The organism is Pseudomonas sp. LG1E9, from assembly GCF_003290225.1.
GTDB lineage: Bacteria > Pseudomonadota > Gammaproteobacteria > Pseudomonadales > Pseudomonadaceae > Aquipseudomonas > Aquipseudomonas cyclaminis.
In genome coordinates this window covers 3804585-3827328 of record NZ_CP029983.1, presented here as the reverse complement: position 1 = coordinate 3827328, position 22744 = coordinate 3804585, and the positions used below count along the sequence as shown (strand labels likewise).

Sequence of the window (22744 nt, the reverse complement as noted above, 5' to 3'; positions counted from 1 at the left end):
TTTCATGCGTAGCATCACCACCATCTGATCGCCCTAGTCGATCCCACCTCGGAGATCCATCATGAAACTGTTGCATATCGATTCCAGCATCCTCGGCGACAACTCCGCTTCCCGTCAGCTCAGCGCCGGCGTAGTGAAGGCCTGGCAAGCGGCTGAGCCGAGTGTGGAAGTGACTTACCGTGACCTGGCCAGCGACGCGATCAACCACTTCTCCGGCGCCACCCTGGGCGCGTTGGGCACCGCCGCTGATCTGCGTGACGCTGCGCAAAAGCACGAAGCTGAACTGAGCGCTTCGTCCCTGGCTGAATTCCTCGCTGCTGACGCCATTGTGGTCGGTGCGCCGATGTACAACTTCACCATCCCGACCCAACTGAAAGCCTGGATCGACCGTATCGCGGTCGCTGGCCAGACATTTCGTTACACCGAAGCGGGTCCGGAAGGCCTGTGCGGTAACAAAAAAGTGATCATCGTATCCACCGCCGGCGGCTTGCATGCCGGTCAAGCCTCGGGCGCGGCCCATGAAGGCTATCTGAAACTGCTGTTCGGCTTCCTCGGCATCACCAACATCGAAATCGTGCGGGCCGAAGGCCTGGCTTACGGTGATGAAGTTCGCAGCAAGTCCCTGAGCGACGCTAACGTACTGATCCAAGAGCAATTGTTCGCTGCCGCGTAAGGCTTGTGTAAATAACGCCTTCTCTCGGTTTCAATCTGAAACCGAGCGCCTAAACTCTGTATTCTGTTCGCCTGAACGCGACCGGACTACGGAGTTTTTTCGTTTACCCGCTGTCTCCTTTGATGTGGCCCAGGTTGTGCAAGCATGGGTTCAATACCCTGGACTTTTCATTCGACATGTCGGTTCTCACGCAGCAAAGGTGGACATCCCCATGATGCGTCTTTGTGCTGTTCTGGTTCTTTCCCTGCTCGGCGGCCTGATTTCAGTGCACGCCGCGCCCGCGCCGCACCCCCATTGGAGTGTCGGCTTTCATCGCATGACGTTTCTTGATCCGCTCGACCTGCAGCCCATGAAAGCCGTGGCGTTTTACCCATCTACCGGCCTTGAGCACACCACGCAGTTGGGTGCCTATCACGTCGCCGCCACCGAAGATTCCAGGATTGCCATTGGCCGTTTCCCGATGCTGATGCTGTCCCATGGCAACACCGGCACGCCGCTGGCCCTGCATGACCTGGCCACGTCCCTGGCGCGTAAAGGCTTTGTGGTGGTGGCGGTGCTGCATCCCGGCGACAACTACAAGGACCACAGCCGTCTGGGCACGCTGAGCAATCTGTATGGGCGGCCGATCCAGATTTCCGAAGCGATCACCGCTACCCTGGCGGACCCGATGCTGTCGCCGTTTGTGGATATTGACCAGGTGGGCGTGATCGGCTACTCCGCCGGGGGTGAAACCGCGTTGATCCTCGCCGGCGCCAAGCCTGATTTCGACCGCCTGCGCCGCTATTGCCAGGAACGCCCGGAAGACCGCGACGCCTGCACTACCAAAGGCGAGTTGGTGGTGGACCGTGACGACTTGCAGCCGCAATCCGACCCGCGTATCCATGCGTTGATGCTGATGGCGCCATTGAGCCTGATGTTTGGCCGTCACACCTTGGCCGATGTGCATGTGCCGGTGCTGCTCTACAGCGGCGACGGTGACAAGCTGGTGGCCGTAGACAAGAACGCCGAAGCCCTCGCACGCAAATTGCCTGAGCCGCCGAATTTCAAGCTGCTGGCCGGCGCAGGGCACTTCGTGTTCATGGCGCCGTGCGACAGCGATCAACTGGCCGCCATGCCGGCCATCTGCACCGACGCGGACGGTGTCGACCGCGAAGGCATCCACCGCGACTTGATCTCAGAGGCCGGGCGCTTTTTCGCTCACGCCCTCAGTGAGCCTTCTCGCGCGGGCTTACAGACCGCCGATCAGTAAGCCTTGCGCTTCAGCAGCAGGGTCACGGCCAGTGCCGTGACCGAAAGCAGCGCTGCGCAGAAGAAAATCCAGCCATATCCCAAGTTCAGCGCCACAAAGCCCATCAACGGCCCGGCAATCGCCAGCGCCAGGTCAAAGAACACCGCATACGCACTCAAGCCAGCGCCACGGCTGCTATTGGGCACTTGTTTGATGGCTTCTACACCCAGCGCCGGATACACCAGCGACAGGCCAAAACCCGTCAGTCCAGCGCCGATCAGCGCCACGCCGGTGGACGGCGCCAGCCACAATAAGGTGAGGCCGAGGGTTTCGATAACCATGCACGCGATGGCGGCGTTGAACCCGCCAAAGCGGCTGATCGCCGAGATAAACACCAGGCGCGACAGGATAAAGCACACGCCAAACACCGAGAGGCAGTATGCCGCGCCTTCCCAGCCACGATTGAGGTAGTAGAGGGTAATAAAGGTGGTCAGCGTGCCGTAGCCAATCGATGACAGGCACAAACTGGCCCCAAATGGCGCGATACGCCCAAACACTGCCCAGAATGGCAGGCGTTCGCCGCGCACCACCGGCACCGAGGGCTTGTTGCGGATCAGCATCAGGCCAAGTGCCGCGAGCACGGTCAGGGCAATCCCGAGGCTGTTGTAGCCATACTCGGCCACCATCACCACGCCCAGCGGTGCACCGATGGCGATGGCGCCGTAGGACGCAATGCCGTTCCATGAAATCGACCGCGCCGTGTGCTCTGCGCCAACCTGGCCCATGCACCAACTGATGGTACCCACGCCGATCAGGCCTTGGGCCACGCCCAGCAACAGCCTTGCGACGATCAGAATGCCCAGGCTCAAGCTGGGTGTACTTTCCAGCAGCGTCGCGAAAAATGTCAGTACACCGCTGACCAAAATACCCGCCAGCCCCAGCACAATCGCACGTTTGGTGCCGACGTTGTCTGACATCCGCCCAGCCATGGGGCGGCTGAGCAGGGTCGCCAGATACTGCGAACCGATGGTGATCCCAGCCACCACGGCGCTGAAACCCAATTGTTCGTGCACGTAGCCGGGGATGACCGCAATCGGCAGGCCGATGCAGATAAAGGCGATAAAGGTGTAGAAGACGATGGAGACGATCTGCAAGGTGATCGACAGAGAGGAGGGGGCGGCGGTTGACATGGGCACTCGTTCGCGGGCGGGCGGTGAGGGCATCATGGCAAGGGCGTGGGGGAAAAGGAAGCAGCCTATCTATTAATTCCCATATTCCACCAGATGCAAAAAGCCCCATCACAGTGGATGGGGCTTTTACTCGCCGCTTGCGGCTAAACGCTAGTCACCGCTCTTAAAACACCACGCCTTGGCTGCGCAGGTAGTCATCATAGGTGCCGCTGAAGTCGATCACGCCGTCGGCGCTCAACTCGATGATGCGGGTAGCCAGGGACGATACGAACTCGCGGTCGTGGCTGACGAAGATCAGCGTGCCCGGGTAGTTTTCCAGCGCCAGGTTCAGCGCCTCGATGGATTCCATGTCCAAGTGGTTGGTCGGTTCGTCCATGATCAGCACGTTCGGCTTTTGCAGGATCAGCTTGCCGAATAGCATGCGACCTTGCTCACCACCGGAGATGACCTTGACCGACTTGAGGATCTCGTCGTTGGAGAACAGCATGCGGCCCAGCGTTCCGCGAATCATCTGCTCGCCCTGAGTCCACTGGCCCATCCAGTCGAACAGCGTCACGTCGTCTTCGAAGTCGTGCGCGTGATCCTGGGCGTAGTAGCCCAGTTCTGCCGCGTCGGTCCACTTGATGCTGCCTGCGTCCGGGGTCAACTCGTTGACCAGGGTGCGCAACAGGGTGGTCTTGCCGATACCGTTCGGGCCGATGATCGCCACGCGCTCGCCGGCTTCAACCTGGAAGCTGAAGTCCTTGAACAGCGGCTTGCCGTCGAAACCCTTGGCCATTTTTTCGACCATGACAGCCTGGCGGTGCAGTTTCTTGTTCTGATCGAAACGGATGAACGGGCTCACACGGCTCGAAGGCTTGACCTCGGCCAGCTGGATCTTGTCGATCGCCTTGGCTCGGGAAGTCGCCTGCTTGGCTTTCGAGGCGTTGGCCGAGAAGCGGCTGACGAAGGATTGCAGCTCGGAGATCTGCGCCTTCTTCTTGGCGTTGTCCGACAGCAGCTGCTCGCGGGACTGGGTCGCCACGGTCATGTACTCGTCGTAGTTGCCCGGGAACAGGCGCAGCTCGCCGTAGTCCAGGTCAGCCATGTGGGTGCACACGCTGTTCAGGAAGTGACGGTCGTGAGAGATGATGATCATCAGGCTGTTACGCTGGGTCAGGATGTTTTCCAGCCAGCGGATGGTGTTGATGTCCAAGTGGTTGGTCGGTTCGTCGAGCAACAGCACTTCAGGATCGGAGAACAGCGCCTGGGCCAGCAATACGCGCAGCTTCCAGCCTGGGGACACTTCGCTCATCGGGCCGAAGTGCTGTTCCAGGGGAATGCCCAGGCCCAGCAGCAGCTCGCCGGCACGGGATTCGGCGGTGTAGCCGTCCATCTCGGCGAACTCGGTTTCCAGCTCGGCCACGGCCATGCCGTCGTCTTCGCTCATTTCCGGCAGCGAGTAGATACGGTCGCGCTCGGCCTTGACCTTCCACAGCTCCTCGTGGCCCATGATCACGGTGTCGAGCACGGTGAATTCTTCGTAGGCGAACTGGTCCTGGCGCAGTTTACCCAGGCGTACATTCGGCTCCAGCATGACCTGGCCGCCCGACGGGTCGAGATCGCCGCCGAGGATTTTCATGAAGGTCGACTTGCCGCAACCGTTGGCACCGATCAAACCATACCGGTTGCCGGCGCCGAACTTGACCGAGACGTTCTCAAAGAGCGGCTTGGCGCCGAACTGCATGGTGATGTTAGCTGTGGAGATCAATTACTTTACCTATCAATGGGTTGCGAGCGTGGCAGCAGGCGCCGTCAGGCATGCATCAACAGCGACATCAAGGCGCGAAACCCGGTCGCTGAGCAAAAAATGGGGATGTGTGTTGGAATTTGGCGCGCATTGTCGCATATGTGAGGCGACAGTTGTATGGCAGAGAACGACGGCTGTTCAGAGCCTTGTAAAGTCGGGCTCCACTCCTCGTGCAGGTCGGATGCCTGACGGTATTTTTCGCCATTCGTCTAATGCCCGGCACTTGCACCGGCCTGCCGCCTCACATCTTTAAGCGCGGATACCCCGAGCCTAAGAACGGAGAGCCAGCATGGACATCAATGAGAACGCCCCAGGCAATCTTTCACAGCAGGCCGTAACGCGCGGCACAGATAATGAGACAGGGCACGACCCGAGAAATGATGAGGACCATATCCCGCTACCGCCGGACGATGATGCACCGCTGGATGAGGACATGTCCGATGTCGATGCTGCCGATTCGGTCGCCAGCGAGCATCCCGACAACTGAATATGTGTGGAGCAAGGAACCCGGCCAGGCGCCGGGTTTTCTGTATCCATCATGCAGCCGGTGCATGAGTCGCAAAGTGCGGTTTCTCCAACGTCTCCGGCATCGCCACCCACAACAGCGCCAACGCGACACCCGCAACGCCGGCCAGGGTCAGGAAGGCCGCGTTGTAACCCGCCTGTTGCACCACGAACCCCGCGAGGCTGTTGCTCAATGCCGCGCCCAAGCCAAACACCGTGGACAGCGCGCCCAGGCTCACGTTGAAACGGCCGGTGCCTTGGGTCAGGTCTTTGACGATCACCGGGAACAGCGCGCCGAAGATCCCCGCGCCGATGCCGTCGAGCATTTGCACGGCCACCAGCCAATAGGGGTCGCTGGACAGGGTGTAGAGCACGCCACGCAGCGGCAGAATCATGAAGCCGAACATCAGCAGCGGCTTGCGCCCCCACACGTCAGCCTTGACGCCTACCAGCCAGGCCATCGGCACCATCACCAGTTGTGCGGCGACGATGCAGGCTGAAGTCAGCGGGGTGGCCATCTGCAGGTTGATTTGGGACAGCTTCTGGCTGACCAGCGGCAACATGGCGGCGTTGGCCAGGTGGAAGAGGGCGCAGCAAATGGCGAACAGCAGCAGCGGGCGGTTGGCCAGCAATACTTTCACGCCCGAGGGATGTTCGTGGTCGGTGGCATGGGCCGGATCGAAACCGCGGGCGACCTCATGGTCGATGGCCTTGGCGGACACGCAACTGACCGCGACGATACTGGCCACCGCCATAAACGCCATCAGGTAGAACACCACGACCGGTCCATACAGGTAAGCCAAGCCACCGGCCAGCAGTGCGGCCACAGCGTTGCCGGCGTGGTTGAAGGTTTCATTGCGCCCGGTGCGGCGGGTAAAGGCGCGCGGGCCGGTGATCCCCAGCGAAATCGCGGAGATTGCCGGGGCAAACACGGACGCAGCGACGGCGCTGGCGGCCTGGGTCAAGGCCACCAGGCTGAACGCGCTGACGAAGGGCAGCACCAGGCAACTGGCAGTCACCAGGATGGCGGCGAGGGCAACCACGGCGCGCTTGCTGCGTGTGCGGTCAATCAGTGCACCGGCCGGGCCCTGGGTCAGCAGCGCGGCGATACCTGCCAGGGTCATGACCACGCCGATGCTGGCCGGGTCCCACTTGTGCACGGCCAGCAGGTAGATAGCCAGGTACGGGCCGAGGCCGTCCCGCACATCCGCCAGGAAGAAGTTCAGGCTGTCCAAAGACAGGGCATTACGCAGGTCAGAGTGGTTGGCCACGATAAGGGCTTCGCAGAGGCGGTGTTCAAGGGCTGAACACGCACTGCGTTAGTGACCTGCAAGGCGTGCGTTAAGTTTCGCCGGTTGCCCGGGGTTTTAATCTGCGGGCATCTGCCGTATTTTTTGTGCCCCGCCGTATGACTTATCTGGAGACGCAATGGACATGCCCTCAGCTCAACAGGCAATTGCCTGTAACAAGGACGCTTGGGATCAATCTGCCAGCCTGCATAAAACCACCGACACCTGGCACGCGATGCTCAAGCGTGTCGGCAATACGGATTTTTCCTGCCTGGACCCCACCATTACCGGGGTGCTGCAAGACATCGGTGTCGCCGGCAAGGACGTGGTGCAACTGTGCTGCAACAACGGTCGTGAAAGCTTGTCGCTGTTCGCCCTGAACGCACGCTCGGTGGTGGGGGTGGACCAATCCGCGGCGTTTCTCCAGCAGGCGCGTGAGCTTGCCGAGGTGTCGCCCCATGCGCCTGAATTTATCGAAAGCGATATCCACCACTTGCCGCAGCGTTTGCATGAGCGCTTCGACATCGCGCTGGTCACCATCGGCGTGCTCGGCTGGATGCCGGATGTGGCGCTGTTCATGCGCCATGCCGCCAGCACGCTGAAGCCCGGCGGGACGCTGGTGATGTATGAAACCCATCCGTTTCTCGAAGTGTTCGACCCCAGGGCGCAAAACCCGTTGTTGCCGGCCAGCTCGTACTTTCAGCGCGAGCCGTTTGTGCTGCAAGAGTCGATTGTCTATGAAGGCCGGGGCGCGGTAGCCGGGCCGACGTCGTACTGGTACGTGCACACCTTGGGCGACCTGGTGAACGCCGCGATTGGCGCCGACTTGCAGATTAGTCACTTGCAGGAATATGCACACTCCAATCGCGAAGAACTCTACGACCAGTACGAGCACCAGCCGGCGCAATTGCCGCTGTGCTTTACCCTGACCGCCACCAAACGGCCAGCCTGACCCGGTGGTGTCCAGGCAAAAAAAGCCCGCGAAGACAGGCGGGCCAAGGGATTCACTGGAGTAGGTAGGCCTCACCTTATTGCGTTGAAAGTGAAGGCGTGGTGAAAACGCTGTCGCAATTTCGGATGGCCTACGGTTCAGGCGCGCCGTATGAAGCTGCGCATGGTCTGGCCTGCACCCGTCTTGAATGAGACTGGCCTGGGCATGCCTTCATCCGCCGCGATGAACACAAATGTATCGCCTTCGAGGCGGTAGCTGGCCGGCAGGTGTTTGCCGGCGTCTTCTCCGATGGAGTCCACCCAGGTGATGCTTTTGGGGACGGTAGTGCCGTCGAGGAAAAACTGGCCCTCCAGCAACACCTCACCAGAGAGGGTCTTTACTTCGAAACGGTCGCCGGTGATTAGGGTAATTGCCCCCGGAGCACTGTGCGCATCGGGGGGGTTGAGTACGCCATTGTCCTCCAGCGAGGTTTGTTCCCAGGCTCCTTGGAGCGCTTGAACATCTGGGTCTGAAATGGCTGACATACAAATTCCTTTTTGCTGAAGGGTTAATTGCCGGCTGGCATGGAGGATGCTGATTTTTTTGCCCGCTTGACGCGAAAGGTATGTAGGAATCGTCCTGTTTTTTGCTTTTTTTGTAACTTTTCCTTTGTCGAAGGGTCATTAACGTTACTTTACCCGCCCGCCGCATAACTTAACTTCTATGCTCGTGGACAACCGCGTAACTGAAATGAAACTTCTCGCTGCTTATCATTGGGTGTGAGGATTCAGTCACTCGGGTGGTGGACGTTGCCCCCTGTTTATACGGTTGTTATTCAGGGCTGTGTTTTTAGGCGCTGGATTTCAACTCATCAGGGTGTACTACATTTGAACAACACTCCTCAGCTTCGCCTACCTTCGACATCGGATGAAATTGATCTCGTTGAACTCCTCCACGCAGTATGGAAGCAAAAAAAACTGGTCATCGGTTGCACGATACTGGTTGGCCTTCTGGGAGTAGGTTACGCGTTTCTTGCGCCCAGGGTTTACCAGGTCAGCAGTGTGCTGCGGCCAGCGGCGATCAATGAGCTGGATGCCCTCAATCGTTCCGAGGTCTACGAGTTGCCGCCGGCCGAGGCGTTGGCCAAGGTCGGCGCACAACTGGACTCCTATGAGGCCCGGCTGGGCTTTTTCAGGGCCAACCCGGCACTTTTCGAAGCCTTCCAGCGCCCTGGGCAAAGCCTGGAGCAGAGCTTTGAAGCGTTCAACCGCGATGGTATTAACCTGGTGATGCCAGATTTGAAGAAGGCTGACGCAGTCAGCGCTTACGTTCGCCTGGAAATGCAGTACCCCAAGGGGGTTGATGGCGCGGCCATTCTTAACGGATTTGTCGACTACGCCATTGCACAGGAGCGCAACCAGGTAGGTGCCGACCTCAAGGTTATTGTCAATAACCGCCTCAACGAACTCAAGGGTAAGATCGACGCCGCACGTGCCAACTACGAAGCGGCTAAAGAATCGAAGATCGCCATGCTGCTGGAGTCGGATCAAGTCAAACGCGCACGTTTGCAGGATGAACTCACGGCGTTGCGTTTGCAGATGAAGATCGAGCGCACCAATCACCTTGCGGAACTGGCCGAGGCCATCTCCATTGCCAAGTCCGTTGGCTTCAAGACCCCCACCGCCCCCTCATCCATGGGAGGGAGCTCCCTGAACGGCTCGAACCCGACCATGCGCACCGTGGTAACTAATCAGAAGACCCCGTTGTACTTCATGGGCACCGAAGTGCTGGAAGCGGAGCGGGCAGCGCTGCAACAGCGTACCGATGACGATTTCACCAACAGCAGGGTGGCCGAGATCTCCAAGGAACTGCGCATGCTCGACACAAACCGTGAAGTCGAGGTTCTCAACAATCGTAAAAATGGAGATATATTCCTGCGGGACGTTGAACGGCTGTGGGCGGAAGAGGCGCGGTTGCGCGGCCTGAATATCGATATGACTGGGCTGAAACTGGTCACTGTGGATCGTCGGGCACAGCCGCCGCTGTACCCGATAAAACCAACGGTGGGCATCATCATCGCACTGAGCGTATTGGCGGGGCTGCTACTGGGAGTGTTTGTGGCATTGATCCGGCATTTCGTGCAGGCTCGGCGTGCGGTCGGGCAGTTTTCGGTGTTCGATGATCGCCAGTCGCCGCTCCAATAGGGCGAGCCGTTACACGGGCAGCCTGTCGAGGCAGCTGCCCAGGACACTCTGTAGACAGCTTTTCACAATTCTTGGTTAACTTTTAGTTACAGAATATGGCTAAATAACTGTCAGTGGCCATGGAACTGCTTGTCATCAAGCCGCTCCTGGTGCCTGTCTGTGAATTGTGATTTCAGTTGCTGCTATCCATCCTCGGCCGTCGTGGGCACGCAGGAGCAGCCTGTTCTCTACTGACGTGTGACGAAATCCCTTGAAACTGATCATTGTTGTCCTCTATGTCGCCTCCATTGCGTATGTACACCTGCGTGGTCGGGTTCGGCACAAACTGGGTCGCCAACTGAGTGATCATTCGACCTTCTTGGCACCCATCAACTGCTTTCTGTATCTGTGCTCCAAGCTGCCCGGCCGACCGTATCTTTCGACCAGCGATTTCCCCGACCTGAGCCCCTTGCAGGAGCACTGGGAGGAGATTCGTGAAGAGGGCCAGAACCTGATGCGAGCAGGGGCGATCAAGCGTTCCGACCAGTACGATGACGTTGGTTTCAACTCGTTTTTCAAGTCGGGCTGGAAGCGGTTCTACCTCAAGTGGTATGGCGACAGTCACCCGTCGGCAATGAACCTATGCCCGCGTACCACCGAGTTGGTGCAGAGCATCGGTTCGATCAAGGCCGCGATGTTCGCCGAGCTGCCGCCGGGCTCCAAACTGGTGCGCCATCGCGATCCCTACGCCGGGTCCTACCGTTATCACCTGGGCCTGGATACGCCGAACGATCCGGGCTGCTACATCAACGTGGACGGGGAAAACTATTACTGGCGCGACGGTGAGCCGGTGATGTTCGACGAGACCTTTATCCACTACGCCGAAAACGTTACGCAGCAGAACCGCCTCATCCTGTTCTGCGATGTCGAGCGCCCGATGAAGTACCGCTGGGCGGCGGCATTCAATCGCTGGTTCAGCCGCACGGTGATGGCGGCGGCGGGTTCGCCCAACGACTCGGGCGACAAGACCGGCGGGCTTAACCGCGCGTTTACGCAGCTGTACAAGATCCGCCTGCGCGGCAAAGCGCTAAAAAAACGCAACCGCACGCGTTATTACCTGGAAAAATGGGCAATTTTCGCGGCCTTGGCGCTGATCTTCGTGCTTATCTAAAGCTCGCTCCGGGCGCCTTCACTGCGGTGGCTGGGCGCCCAATTTGTGCCACATTTTCTTGCTGATCTTCTGCCGATGGGCATAACCCGCCCACGGGTCTTCCTTCAGCCCCTGCAAGCGTTGGTGCAGATTAGCCACCGTCCACTGCTGCGCGCCGCGCAATTGCGGCAATTCCTTGCGACTGACCGGCACCGACACCGGCAGCCCTGGGCGTGCCCGTACCGAATACGCCACAACGGTGCTCGCGCCCCGTGCGTTGCGCAGGTAGTCGATAAAGATCTTGCCGACACGGTTTTTCGGCCCGGACGTGGCGGTAAAGCGCTCGGGCAATTGCTGGGTCATGAATTGGGCGATGGCCTTGGCGAACGCTTTTACCGTTTCCCAACCGTCCCGACGCGCCAGCGGCACTATCAGGTGCAGACCTTTGCCGCCGCTGGTTTTGACGAATGCTTCAAGGCCCAGATCGTCCAGTACCGACAAGGTCAGTTGCGCCGCTTCCAGCATGCTTTTCCAGGGCAGCGCCGGGTCCGGGTCGAGGTCGAGTACAAACAGGTCAGGGGTCTCGATCTTGTCCGAGGTGGCGCCCCAGGTATGGAATTCGACGCTACCCATTTGCACGGCGCCGACCAGGGCCTGGGTGCTGTCGATCTCCATCAGCCGCGCATGGCCGGGGTCCAGCGCGGCGTCCAGTTGCTTGATATGGGGAATCGCCAGGCGCTCTGAGTGTTTCTGGAAGAACTGCTCGCCCTCGATGCCTTCCGGAGCCCTCAGCAAGGACACCGGGCGAAGGCGCAGGAAGGGCAGGATCCATTCGCTGATACCTTCATAGAACTGCGCCAACTCCTGCTTTTGCGTGCCGCTGTGTGGGTCGATCACCCGCTCAGGATGGGTGATCTTCAATACGCTGCTGGCTTTGGGGGCTTTCAAGGATTTGGACTCCTGCGGCTGCTCGTGCACGATCTGCGCGACCGGCTTATCGCTGCGCATGCCCATAAAGGCGGCATGGCGCACCACACCTTCACGGGTCCACTCGGCAAACTGTACTTCGCCTACCAGCGTCGGCTCCACCCACTGCACGCCTCGCGCCTGGGCACTGGTCAAGGCTTTGTGCAAAGGGGAGGTCGTGCGGGCCCGCGCCTTGAGCTGCGCGTAGATAGTGTCGAGCGAGGCCTGATCAAAACCGGTGCCCACGCGCCCGGCGTACCTCAGCCCGCTGTCGTCATTCACCGCCAGCAACAAGGCGCCAAAACCGCTGCGCGAACCCTGGGGGCGGGTATGCCCGACAATCACGAATTCCTGTCGCAACCGGCATTTGAGCTTGATCCAGTCGGCACTGCGCGTGGACGTGTAGGGGCTCCCCATGCGTTTGCCGATCACGCCTTCCAGGGCCAGGTTGCAGGCACTCTGCAAGATGTCCTGATGATGGGCAGTGAACGCTTCGGAAAACCGCAGCAGTTTACTTTTGCTACCGGCCAGCGCGGCCTTGAGTTCGGCCCGGCGATCTTCCACGGGCGCCTGGCGCTGATCGCGGCCCTCCAGAAACGGCGCATCGAACAGGTAATAGACAAGGTCCAGGCTGCGGCCGCTGTCAAAGGCATTTTGCAGGGCCTGGAAGTCCGGTAACCCTTCAGGGGTGAGGCTGACCACTTCGCCATCCAGCCAACTGTCCGTGAGCTTTAGGGCTTGAAGGGCCTTGACCTGGCGGGGCAGGCGCTCGGTCCAGTCATGGCCGTTGCGGGTAAACAGCCGGACCTCGCCGTCGCGGATACGCGCCAGCATGCGGTAGCCATCAAACTTGATTTCGTACTGCCAGTCGCCGTCGGGTGCGCGGTCTACCAGGGTTGCCAATTGCGGAGTGAATTGCTCAGGCACAGCAGTGGCTTTTTTTTGCTTGGTTTTCGCATTGGCCTTGGCCTTGGGGGGCGCTATGGAGGCATCGCTGAGCACGCTTCCCGGCTCGGCCTGCACGATGTCGTAGTCGGTAGCGGGGCGGGCCTGTTGGTCGTTCTCTTTGATCAGCAGCCATTGTTCCTTGTCCCCGCTGCCTTTCAAGCGGGTGCGCACCAGTGCCCAATCTCCCGAGAGTTTTTCGCCCACCAGCGTGAACTTGAGTTTGCCGGCGGCGTAGGCCTTGTGTGGGTCGTCATGGGGTTGCCAGACTCCACGGTCCCAGACAATCACATCGCCAGCACCATATTGACCGGCGGGGATGCTGCCTTCGAAACTGCCGTAGCCCAGTGGGTGGTCTTCGACGTGCACCGCCAGGCGTTTCTGGCGAGGGTCGAGGCTGGGGCCCTTGGGCACGGCCCAGCTTTTGAGCACGCCGTCGAGTTCCAGGCGAAAGTCATAGTGCAGGTTGCGCGCGTCGTGCTTCTGGATCACGAATGACAGCGCCGACACCTTGCGCTTGCCGGTGGGCGCTTTGCCCGAAGGTTCTGCGGTGATCTTGAAATCACGCTTGCGGTTGTATTCATTCAGGGGCTTTGTCATGGGGTTCTCCGCGTGCTGGCGGGCTCAAGAGGCCTTTTTCTTGGTGGTTTTCTTCGCCGCCGGCTTACCGGCCAGGCTGCGCTTGAGCAGTTCGGTCAGGTCGATCACGTCGGCCGACTTGCGCTCTTCGCTGCCCTCCTGGGATTCCACGTCTTCGATCTTGCCGGCCTTGGCCTTCTTCGCCACCAGCGCCATGATTTTTTCCTGAAAGCTGTCGCGGTAGTCCTCCGGCTGCCAGTCGGCGCTCATGTCTTCCACCAGCCGCTTGGCCATGTCCAGCTCACCCTTGGCCAGGGACGGCTTGGTCACGTCGCTGCCCAGTTCCAGTTCATCCAGGCTGCGCACCTCGGCGGGCCAGCGCAGCATCACCAGCACCAGAGCCGAGTCCAGCGGCATCAGCGCCGCGAGATGCTGCTTGGTGTGCAGCACCACATTGGCCAGGGCGACCTTGCGGGTTTTCTTGAGGGTTTCCCGTAGCAATGCGTAGACCTTGCCACCGCGTTTGTCCGGCGCGAGGAAGTAAGGCGTGTCGATGTTCTGCAAGGGGATCTGGTCGCTGGCGACAAAGGCGATGATGTCGATGGTCTGGGTGGATTTGGGGTGGGCCGCACGAATCTCTTCTTCGCTGAGCACCACATAGCGACCCTTCTCGAACGCTACGCCCTTGACGATGTGCTCTTTGGTGACTTCCTTGCCAGTGGTCTTGTTGATGCGCTTGTAGCCCACCGGGTCCATGCTGCGCTTGTCCAACCAGTCGAAATCCACGCCCTGGGCGGACGTGGCCGAGACCAGTGACACCGGGATATGAACCAAACCGAAGCTGATGGCGCCTTTCCAGATAGCCCGTGGCATATGAGCGATTCCTTGATCAGAGACTGTGTTCGGGTGACTCGCAGGCGCTGGAAAAAGTTTCCCCGGACAGATGCGCGGACAGATCGTGTTACACCTGATGAGGAAGTATTTAGTTACCAAAGCCGAACCCCAGGCGTAGCGTGGTATCGAACGCAGGTACTCCTCGCCCCAGAGAGGCTTTGTCATGATCACCCGAGTGCATCAACTTGCAGCGCTGGCGTTGGGCCTGGCACTTGCAGCCACCGCCCAGGCGCAGAACTTGCCTGGCAGCAACAGCACTAACAACGGCCCCATCCACCGGGCCAATCCCAACAGCATGCAGGGCACCCAGCCCAATGCGCCGGCGATTCGCGGCACCCAGACCGTGCCTACCCCGCGCACGCCGACCCTGGAAAACGGCGGCATCGGCAACCGCTATCCCCAACGCGAGGCCGCGCCCAGTCGCCCGGCCACCGAGACCAAAGCCCCCACATTTGATGCCAACGGCAATCGCCGGTAAGGACTTGTCTTATGTTTATACGCAAAACCCTGTTAGCCGTTATGTGCGCGACGACCCTGACCTCGGTTTACGCCGCCGGTTCGCAGCAATTTCCCAGTGAGCAAGGCAGCCTGAGCGTCACGGCGGTCGCCAAAGGCCTGGACCACCCCTGGGCCGTGGCGTTTCTGCCGGACCAGCAAGGTTTCCTGGTGACCGAACGCCCAGGCCATCTGCGGGTTGTCAGCCCGGACGGCAAGCTCTCGGCCCCTCTGAGCGGGGTGCCTGAGGTGTGGGCCAAGGGGCAGGGCGGTTTACTCGATGTGGTGCTCTCGCCTGATTTCAAACAGGACCGCACGGTCTACCTGTCGTACGCCGAAGGCGGCGGCGAAGGCGGTACGGCCGGCACGGTGGTGGGCCGTGGACGGTTGGCAGCGGACCTCAGCGGCCTGAGCGATTTCAAAGTCATCCTGCGCCAGGAGCCGAAGCTGTCCACCGGCAATCACTTCGGCTCGCGCCTGGCCTTTGACCAGAATGGCTACTTGTTCGTGACCCTGGGCGAAAACAATGACCGGCCCACCGCCCAGGATCTGGACAAGCTGCAGGGCAAGGTTGTGCGGATCTACTCCGATGGCCGCGTGCCGGATGACAACCCCTTCGTCGGGCAGCCTGGCGTACGGCCCGAGATCTGGTCCTACGGCCAACGCAACCCGCAGGGCCTGGCGCTGAATCCCTGGAGCGGCACGATCTGGGAAAACGAGCACGGGCCACGAGGCGGTGACGAGATCAACATCATCGAGCGGGGCAAAAACTACGGCTGGCCCCTGGCGACCCACGGCATCAACTACTCCCTGACGACGATCCCGGAGGCCAAGGGCAAGACGGCGCAAGGCACCGTGGCGCCTCACCATGTGTGGGAGAAGTCACCGGGCATCAGTGGCATGGCGTTTTATGACAGTGACCGCTTCAAGGCGTGGCAGCACAACGTGTTCATCGGCGCGCTGGCCAGCCAGGAACTGATCCGGTTGCAGTTCGACGGCGACAAGGTCATCCATGAGGAGCGTTTGCTGGGCGGTTTGAAGGCGCGCATTCGCGACGTGCGGCAGGGGCCGGATGGCTACCTGTATGTGCTAACGGATGAAGACCGCGGCGTTCTGTACCGTGTCGGGCTGAATCAGGACTGAAGGGTGGCGCCCAGCCCCCACAGCCCTGCGTCGTTGTCGGTATCAGGCGATTGTATGACGCAATGAGGCTATTTTTGCGGTCGGCATGCCGCGTACTGTGACCCGTCATTAAGAAATGATGATCGCCTGACCCTCCAGTCAGTACGTTTAATGTCGATCACAGAGAATAAAAACAACGATGAATAGCCCGATTTCCAAGGATTCAAACGGCCAACTGGCGCAGGGCTTCAAGCCGCGCCATGTGACCATGCTCTCGATTGCCGGGATTATCGGGGCGGGGCTGTTTGTCGGCTCCGGCCACGCGATTGCGGCAGCGGGGCCGGCGGTGATGCTGGCCTATCTGTTTTCCGGGCTGCTGGTGGTGCTGGTCATGCGCATGCTGGGGGAAATGGCCGTGGCCAATCCGGACACCGGCTCCTTCTCGACCTACGCCGACCAAGCCATCGGCCGCTGGGCCGGGTTTACCATTGGCTGGCTGTATTGGTGGTTCTGGGTGCTGGTGATTCCCATCGAAGCCCTGGCCGCCGGGCATATCCTCAATCAGTGGTTCCCGCAGATCGACGCTTGGCTGTTTGCCTTGTTGTCGATCTTTTTGCTGGTGATCACCAATTTGTTCAGCGTCTCCAAATACGGCGAGTTCGAGTTCTGGTTTGCCATGGCCAAGGTCATCGCGATCATCGGGTTTATCGGCCTGGGCGGTGCGGTGTTGATGGGCTGGATTCCCGAGCGCGAAGCCAGCGGTTTGAGCCGTCTGATGGAAGATCATGGCGGTTTCGCGCCCAACGGGCTGTCTGCGGTCGTCGGCGCCTTTATCACCATCATGTTCAGTTTTATCGGCACTGAAGCCGTCACCATTGCCGCCGCCGAGTCCAGTAACCCGGCGCAGAACATTGCCCGTGCGACCCGTTCGGTGATGTGGCGCATCGGTGTGTTCTACGTGCTGTCGATCTTTGTGGTGATTTCCGTGGTGCCCTGGAATGACCCGCTGTTGGCATCGGTCGGCTCTTATCAGCGCGCGCTGGAGCTGATGAACATACCCCATGCCAAATTGCTGGTGGACGTGGTGGTCCTGATCGCCGTGGCCAGTTGCATGAACTCGTCGATCTACATTGCTTCGCGCATGCTGTATTCACTGGGCAAGCGTGGAGATGCACCAACGCTGATGAAAAAGACCTCGGCCGCCAGTGTGCCACGGGCCGCCGTGATCGCCAGTACGGTGCTTGGGGCAGGTGTGACCTTGCTCAGTTACTTCATGCCGGCCGGGCTGTTCCAGTTTCTGCTGGCCAGCTCGGGGGCCATTGCGTTGCTGGTGTACCTGGTGATTGCCGTATCGCAACTGCGCATGCGCAAGATCCTGCAAAGCCGAAACATCGCGCTGACGTTCAAGATGTGGTTGTTTCCATGGCTGACCTGGGTGGTGATCGTGTTCATTTGCGCGGCCTTGGCGGTGATGCTGTTGAGCCCCGAACATCGCCTTGAAGTGTCGTCGACCATCTGCCTCGCGTTGCTGATTTCCCTGGCCGGCGTGATCACGGCGCGGCAACCCGAGCGGGTGCAGAAACCGATAGCGGTCGCCTCGCGCCCATGAAAGTCCGGCCCGTCACCGCTGTTGTGTTTGTGCTGCTGGATCAGTTCACCTTGATCTCGTTGGCGTCTGCAGTAGAGCCGTTGCGCATGGCCAATCAACTCTCGGGTCAGGAACTCTATCGTTGGCACACCGCCAGTTGCGACGGTAATCCCGTGTGGGCCAGCGATGGCATGCCGATCACACCCGACGGTTCCATAGCCAGCGTACCCTCGGCCGATATCGTGTTTGTGTGCGGCGGAACGGGTATCCAAAGCACCGTCACCCGCGAACTGGTGAAGTGGCTGCGTACCCAGGCGCGCTATTGCAGGCAACTGGGTGGTATCTGCACCGGCAGCTGGGTGCTGGCGCAGGCGGCGCTGCTCGACGGTTTTGAGTGCAGCGTGCATTGGGAATGGCTGGCAGCGATGCAGGAAGCCTTTCCACGGGTAACCGTCAGCGCCAGCCTGTTCACCCTCGACCGGGATCGCCTCACCAGTTCCGGGGGCACCGCGCCCATGGACATGATGCTGCACCTGATCGGCCGTGAGCATGGGCACGAGCTGTCGGCGGCCATCTCCGACATGTTCGTGTACGAGCGTATGCGCAATCAGCAAGACCATCAGCGCGTGCCCCTCAAGCACATGCTGGGCACCCAGCAACCGAAGCTGCAGGAAATCGTCGCGTTGATGGAGGCCAACCTTGAAGAGCCGATCAACCTGGATCAGTTGGCGGCATATGTGGACCTTTCACGCCGCCAGCTGGAGCGAATGTTCCAGAAATACCTGCACTGCTCACCGTCGCGCTACTACCTCAGGTTACGGCTGATCCGCGCGCGTCAGTTGCTCAAGCAAACCCCCATCTCCATCGTCGAACTGGCGGTGCTCTGTGGCTTTGTGTCCACCCCTCACTTCTCCAAATGCTACCGCGAGTATTTTGGCGTGCCGCCCAGCGACGAGCGGCTGGTGACGGCCAGCGAGCAGGGTGTCGGTACGAAACCGACCCTGCCCGCCATGCCGATGCCCATGCCGATGAGTGCGTTGGATCAGGCACGGGGCGAGGCGACATTTGCCAGTGTTAAAAACCTCAAGTCCTGAGCGTTGTCGAGCGCCAGCCTTGCGTTAAAGGCTGACACATGACTCTGTGCTGTGCTTTACCCTCAAGTTTCCCGCTGCCCGGCCGATGAAAGACTTAGCGTTGCGAGCTTTCTCCCTCGATGTACGCCCATGCTTCAGACAGCCTCACCCATAACAATTAAAGAGGGTAGCCATGACCATTTTACAAAGGGTGATCGGGGGCTTTGCCGTGCTTGTGCTGTTGCTTCTGACAATGGCCGGGATCAGCTATCAAAGCACGCATTCCATCAGCGAGCGCCTGGGCATTATTACGGGCCAATCGGCGCCGTTGAGTCGGGCCGCCAGTGAGTTGTACGTGCACATCCTGCGCGCGAGTCAACGCTGTCAGTGAACGGTTGCTTGCCAGCGTCGATCTGTTTGAGATCGTTGCTGATCAGTATGGCCAGCAACGCCTGGTTCGCTCAATCGTTTACTCGAAAGCACCGCGGTGTATGTCGTCGACCGGGACGAGCTGAAGGCCAGTCTCGCTCAACAGCGTCAGTTAGTGAATGCCTACACCGAACAGGCGCAAGCCCTGATGGCCTCGCATCGTGAGCATGTGCAGCAGCTCGCGCTGACGCGTGTGCTGCAAGGTTACAGCAGTGGCCAGGGTTCGCAGTTGACGGGTTTCTTGCGTGACGAGATTGCTCGTGCACGCGGTGCCGGCGACAACCAACAGGTCGCGGCAGCTGAAAAGCTGCTGTTGGAAGTCAATAAATCCTATGACGGGCTGGCTGCCCATGCCGCGACGCCCGCCATCGAGAACCTGCAACGGGTGCTGAACCTGCAGGACGAGGTCATCAGCACACGCCTGCAGGCGTTATTGGCCGTCGACCCCAGAGGTGGACGGATTGCCGCCGTGATGGTCAATCGTCTGCTCACGGACCTGACCGGAGCCGACGGTGTATTCCATGCCTACCAGGCAGAGGCAAAACTGGGCGCCCAGGTCATGCAGCAACGCAATACGGTGGAAGCCGCACTGCAATCGACCCTTGGCAAGATTGGCGAGTTTGGCAGCCAATCCCTTGAGGTCGCCAATCAGGCCCGGGACGCTGCCAACGCCACCATCGGCACCAGCCGCAGCCTGTTGTTGATCGCTTGTGTACTGGCGGTGCTCGCCGCTGTGCTGATCGGGCTCTGGGTGGCTTTCAGCCTGCGCCGGCCGCTGGCCGCGTTTCGCGAGGTGCTCAAGCAACTGACGGCGGGTGATATGCGCGTCAGTTTCGACGTCTCGCGCAAGGATGAGTTTGGAGAGCTGGGCGGTTACCTGAACGAGCTGACCATTGCCCTGCGCAAAACCTTCCGCGAGCTGATCAGCTCCGCCGATGCCCTGGCGACCACGGCAGACAACAATGCCCTGAACAGTGAGCAGACCACCCGCGTGGTCGATGAACAAAAAGACCGGCTGCAATCGGCGGCCTCGGCCATGACTGAAATGGAAAGCACCGTGGAAGAGGTTGCACGGCGCGCCCAGGACACCCGCAAGGCGGTGGATGACACCAGTGACCTCACAGATGAGGTGCAGGAGCGTGTGGCCGAGACCATCGACAATATCCGGCGTCAGGCGGAGCAAGTAAACAAAGCCACGGAGGTCACTGACGAGTTGCAGAAGTACGGCCACACTATCGAGGGCATCGTGGTTGCCATCCGTACCATCGCCGAACAGACCAACCTGCTGGCGCTCAATGCCGCCATCGAAGCCGCGCGTGCGGGCGAGCAGGGCCGAGGTTTTGCCGTGGTTGCCGACGAGGTGCGCTCCCTGGCGAGTCGCACCCAGTCCTCAACCAGCGAAATCCAGGACATGATCGGCCGGATGCAGGAAACGATTCACTCCGTCGTCCAGGTGATGAACGAAAGTCAGGCGCAATCGAGCCAATGCGTGACCCTTGCCTCCGGTGCGGGGCAACTGCTGCACTCGATGAGCGCGGCGGTGGGCACGATTCGCGACATGAATATTCAGATCGCCGCCGCCACCGAGCAGCAGAGCGCCACCGTCGCGGAGACCAGTCGCATGGTCATCCAGATCAATGACTCAGCACAGCAGACCGCGCAAGGTGCCGAAGAATCGGCCAGCAGCAGCCAGCGCCTGTCGAGCATGGCCAAAGTGCAGCGTGAATTGCTTCATCAATTCAGCGTTTGATCCTCAGGAGCTAGAAAATGAACGCATGGTTGAAATGTTTCCTGGGGTCGGCGCTGTTAACGACGGGCCTGGCCCAGGCGGCCACACCGCTGGTGGGCGTGGCCATGGCCAAGTACGACGATAATTTCCAGGCGTTGCTGCGCAATGGCGTGCAGCAAAAGTCGGCGGCGATGGATATCGATATCTTTATGGAGAATGGGCAGGACAATGCTGAACTGCAGATGCGCCAGTTCCGCAACCTGATCCACTCCAAAGTCGACGCGATCATCGTGGCGGTGGTCGATGGCAAGAGCACGCCACAGATGATGCGCCTGGCGAGCGAAGCGAATATTCCACTGGTGTTCGTCAACCGTAATCCATCGCCCGAAAAACTCACCGCCCGTGCGGCGTTTGTCGGTTCCAACGAACTGGAGTCAGGCACGTTGCAGATGGAAGAGTTGGCGCGCCGTGCCGGCTACAAGGGCAACGTGGTGATTTTGGTCGGCGACCCCGCCAACGCGTCCTCGCTGATGCGCACGGAGGACGTCGAAAAAGTCGTCGCCAAGTACCCGGACATGAAAATCGTGCAGAAAAAAGTCGCCAACTGGGAGCGCAGCCAGGCCGCCACGGTGGTCATGGACTGGGTGAAGCAAGGCGTCGACTTTTCGATTGTCGCCGCCAACAACGATGAGATGGCGATCGGCGCGATCATGGGCCTGGAGAAGGCGGGCAAACAGGCCAAGGATTACTGGGTCGGCGGCATCGACGGCACGTCGGATGGGCTCAAGCTCATGGCGGAGGGAAAAATGGCAGTCAGTGTGTTCCAGGATGCCGTGGGGCAGGCCAATGGCGCGGTTGAGGCCGCTGTTCATCTGGCGCGTGGCGAAGGGTTGGAGGCGCCGATTATCTGGGTGCCGTTCCAACTGATTACCCCGGAGAATCGCCAGCAGTTCGAGTGACAGGGTGGCGGAGCAGGCGGTCAATGCGCTGGGCTGGGCTTGTGGCGACACGGATATGTTTGTTGGGACATCACCGGAAATAAGCGTTGGCCTGGCAGCGATACGTTGAATGATGCATTGAAGAGAAGTCAGCATAAGGGCGGATCCGAATCCCGACCGACCCAAGTCAATACGGTAGCAAGGTATCCCCAGCCTGACCGACTTGTGACCTGACTGGAAATCGGTCACGAGTTGTCAACTGTGACTTGGATCCGTAAGCTACAGGCATGAACCAGCCATCCATTTTCTCGCCCGGCGTTCGGGGCCCAGCCGATCATGACATTCGAGATCAGATTGTCGCGGCGGCCAACGAACATTTCAGCCAGTACGGTTACAGCAAAACCACGGTTTCCGACCTGGCCAAGGCCATTGGATTTTCCAAGGCTTACATCTACAAGTTCTTCGATTCCAAACAAGCGATCGGCGAAGCCATCTGCTCAAATTGCCTGGCGGAAATCGTTGCGGCGGTTGAACAGGCCATCAGTGTCGATGATATTTCGTCGACGGAGCGCTTTCGACGCTTGGTCAGGACCTTGATCTCCACGGGTGCGAGCCTGTTCTTTAACGATCGAAAGCTCTATGACATTGCCGCTCTTGCGGCGTCAGAAAGCTGGCCGAGTACACAACATTACGACGCACAGATTAAACGTTTCGTTTTGCATATCGTGCGTGAAGGGCGGGAAAGCGGCGAATTTGAACGCAAGACTCCATTGGATGAGACGGTAGATTCCATCCATTTTGCGCTGCGACCTTTCGTCAACCCGTTGCTGCTGCAATACAATCTTGACTTCGTAGAGACAGCACCCACGCTCACCTCGAACCTGATATTGCGTAGCCTCATGCCGTGATTCCAGGCTGCGCAGCCTTCATGTGAACGTCGAAAAAATACCTTTTCAGTTTCAGCCATTGCATCGAGCAGCGGCGTACACGCTTTTGCCTGGATTGTGACCATTGACATAAATGGTCACATGACTAAACATGACTCCCCA

19 protein-coding genes and 2 pseudogenes are annotated in these 22744 nt (G+C 59.8%); 15 read left to right on the top strand and 6 right to left on the bottom strand.

The annotated features are described in order from the left end of the window. Window positions 1-61 precede the first annotated feature (61 nt). Complete coding sequence (locus tag DNK50_RS17520; protein ID WP_112195420.1) at window positions 62-673, top strand: FMN-dependent NADH-azoreductase; 612 nt, start codon at window positions 62-64, stop codon at window positions 671-673. 211 nt (window positions 674-884) lie between these two features. Next, entirely contained in the window at window positions 885-1922 is a 1038-nt protein-coding gene (locus DNK50_RS17515; RefSeq protein ID WP_112195418.1) for a dienelactone hydrolase, read from the top strand. Here the strand turns inward: DNK50_RS17515 and DNK50_RS17510 are convergent. Both DNK50_RS17510 and DNK50_RS17505 read right to left on the bottom strand, forming a co-directional pair. Then, window positions 1916-3091 carry an MFS transporter gene (locus DNK50_RS17510; protein WP_112195417.1) on the bottom strand — a complete coding sequence of 392 codons (1176 nt, stop codon included), beginning with the start codon at window positions 3089-3091 and terminating at the stop codon, window positions 1916-1918. The genes DNK50_RS17515 and DNK50_RS17510 overlap by 7 nt on opposite strands. A 163-nt stretch (window positions 3092-3254) precedes the next feature. Further along, complete coding sequence (locus DNK50_RS17505) at window positions 3255-4841, bottom strand: ABC-F family ATPase (protein WP_081797888.1); 1587 nt, start codon at window positions 4839-4841, stop codon at window positions 3255-3257. A gap of 328 nt (window positions 4842-5169) precedes the next feature. Here DNK50_RS17505 and DNK50_RS17500 point away from each other — a divergent pair, with 328 nt between their 5' ends. Next, a complete protein-coding gene (locus DNK50_RS17500; RefSeq protein WP_099583126.1) occupies window positions 5170-5367 on the top strand; it encodes a hypothetical protein in 198 nt (65 codons plus the stop codon). A gap of 49 nt (window positions 5368-5416) precedes the next feature. Here the strand turns inward: DNK50_RS17500 and DNK50_RS17495 are convergent, their stop codons facing one another. Continuing rightward, on the bottom strand, window positions 5417-6655 hold the full coding sequence (locus DNK50_RS17495; RefSeq protein ID WP_112195415.1) for an MFS transporter: 1239 nt from the start codon (window positions 6653-6655) through the stop codon (window positions 5417-5419). 157 nt (window positions 6656-6812) lie between these two features. On the opposite strand from DNK50_RS17495, the gene DNK50_RS17490 reads away from it, so the two are divergent. Continuing rightward, window positions 6813-7625: a bifunctional 2-polyprenyl-6-hydroxyphenol methylase/3-demethylubiquinol 3-O-methyltransferase UbiG gene (locus DNK50_RS17490; RefSeq protein ID WP_112195414.1), complete on the top strand. Its 813-nt coding sequence runs from the start codon at window positions 6813-6815 to the stop codon at window positions 7623-7625. Window positions 7626-7762: 137 nt separating this feature from the next. On the opposite strand, the gene DNK50_RS17485 is transcribed toward DNK50_RS17490, so the two are convergent. Continuing rightward, window positions 7763-8149: a TIGR03067 domain-containing protein gene (locus DNK50_RS17485; RefSeq protein WP_099583123.1), complete on the bottom strand. Its 387-nt coding sequence runs from the start codon at window positions 8147-8149 to the stop codon at window positions 7763-7765. 342 nt (window positions 8150-8491) lie between these two features. Here DNK50_RS17485 and DNK50_RS17480 point away from each other — a divergent pair, with 342 nt between their 5' ends. Continuing rightward, complete coding sequence (locus tag DNK50_RS17480) at window positions 8492-9808, top strand: Wzz/FepE/Etk N-terminal domain-containing protein (protein WP_112195412.1); 1317 nt, start codon at window positions 8492-8494, stop codon at window positions 9806-9808. A gap of 250 nt (window positions 9809-10058) precedes the next feature. Continuing rightward, on the top strand, window positions 10059-10958 hold the full coding sequence (lpxO, locus tag DNK50_RS17475; RefSeq protein ID WP_099583122.1) for a lipid A hydroxylase LpxO: 900 nt from the start codon (window positions 10059-10061) through the stop codon (window positions 10956-10958). A gap of 18 nt (window positions 10959-10976) precedes the next feature. Here the strand turns inward: lpxO and ligD are convergent, their stop codons facing one another. Continuing rightward, complete coding sequence (gene ligD / locus DNK50_RS17470; RefSeq protein ID WP_112195410.1) at window positions 10977-13448, bottom strand: DNA ligase D; 2472 nt, start codon at window positions 13446-13448, stop codon at window positions 10977-10979. A gap of 24 nt (window positions 13449-13472) precedes the next feature. Further along, complete coding sequence (locus DNK50_RS17465) at window positions 13473-14300, bottom strand: Ku protein (RefSeq protein WP_099583120.1); 828 nt, start codon at window positions 14298-14300, stop codon at window positions 13473-13475. A gap of 184 nt (window positions 14301-14484) precedes the next feature. On the opposite strand from DNK50_RS17465, the gene DNK50_RS17460 reads away from it, so the two are divergent. The 9 genes and pseudogenes from DNK50_RS17460 to DNK50_RS17430 all read left to right on the top strand — a co-directional run bounded on the left by DNK50_RS17460 (window position 14485) and on the right by DNK50_RS17430 (window position 22603). Next, the gene (locus tag DNK50_RS17460; RefSeq protein WP_099583119.1) at window positions 14485-14799 is read left to right on the top strand and encodes a hypothetical protein; all 315 of its coding nucleotides are present in this window, start codon (window positions 14485-14487) and stop codon (window positions 14797-14799) included. 11 nt (window positions 14800-14810) lie between these two features. Next, window positions 14811-15959, top strand: a complete 1149-nt coding sequence (locus tag DNK50_RS17455; protein ID WP_112195408.1) for a PQQ-dependent sugar dehydrogenase — start codon at window positions 14811-14813, stop codon at window positions 15957-15959. Between the two features lie 178 nt (window positions 15960-16137). Continuing rightward, on the top strand, window positions 16138-17547 hold the full coding sequence (gene gabP, locus DNK50_RS17450) for a GABA permease (protein ID WP_112195406.1): 1410 nt from the start codon (window positions 16138-16140) through the stop codon (window positions 17545-17547). Then, window positions 17544-18620: a GlxA family transcriptional regulator gene (locus DNK50_RS17445; RefSeq protein ID WP_112195404.1), complete on the top strand. Its 1077-nt coding sequence runs from the start codon at window positions 17544-17546 to the stop codon at window positions 18618-18620. The genes gabP and DNK50_RS17445 overlap by 4 nt, the downstream gene beginning before the upstream one ends. Window positions 18621-18792: 172 nt before the next feature. Further along, window positions 18793-18983: pseudogene (locus DNK50_RS29570) on the top strand (hypothetical protein); the annotation flags it as partial. A 193-nt stretch (window positions 18984-19176) separates the two neighbouring features. Beyond that, window positions 19177-19872: pseudogene (locus DNK50_RS29565) on the top strand (methyl-accepting chemotaxis protein); the annotation flags it as partial. Continuing rightward, entirely contained in the window at window positions 19849-20778 is a 930-nt protein-coding gene (locus DNK50_RS29560; protein ID WP_371929525.1) for a methyl-accepting chemotaxis protein, read from the top strand. The pseudogene DNK50_RS29565 and the gene DNK50_RS29560, both read left to right, overlap by 24 nt. A 17-nt stretch (window positions 20779-20795) precedes the next feature. After that, window positions 20796-21716, top strand: coding sequence for a substrate-binding domain-containing protein (locus DNK50_RS17435; RefSeq protein WP_112195402.1), 921 nt, complete (start codon window positions 20796-20798; stop codon window positions 21714-21716). A gap of 266 nt (window positions 21717-21982) precedes the next feature. Beyond that, window positions 21983-22603 carry a TetR/AcrR family transcriptional regulator gene (locus DNK50_RS17430; RefSeq protein ID WP_099583113.1) on the top strand — a complete coding sequence of 207 codons (621 nt, stop codon included), beginning with the start codon at window positions 21983-21985 and terminating at the stop codon, window positions 22601-22603. The last annotated feature ends 141 nt before the right edge of the window (window positions 22604-22744 follow it).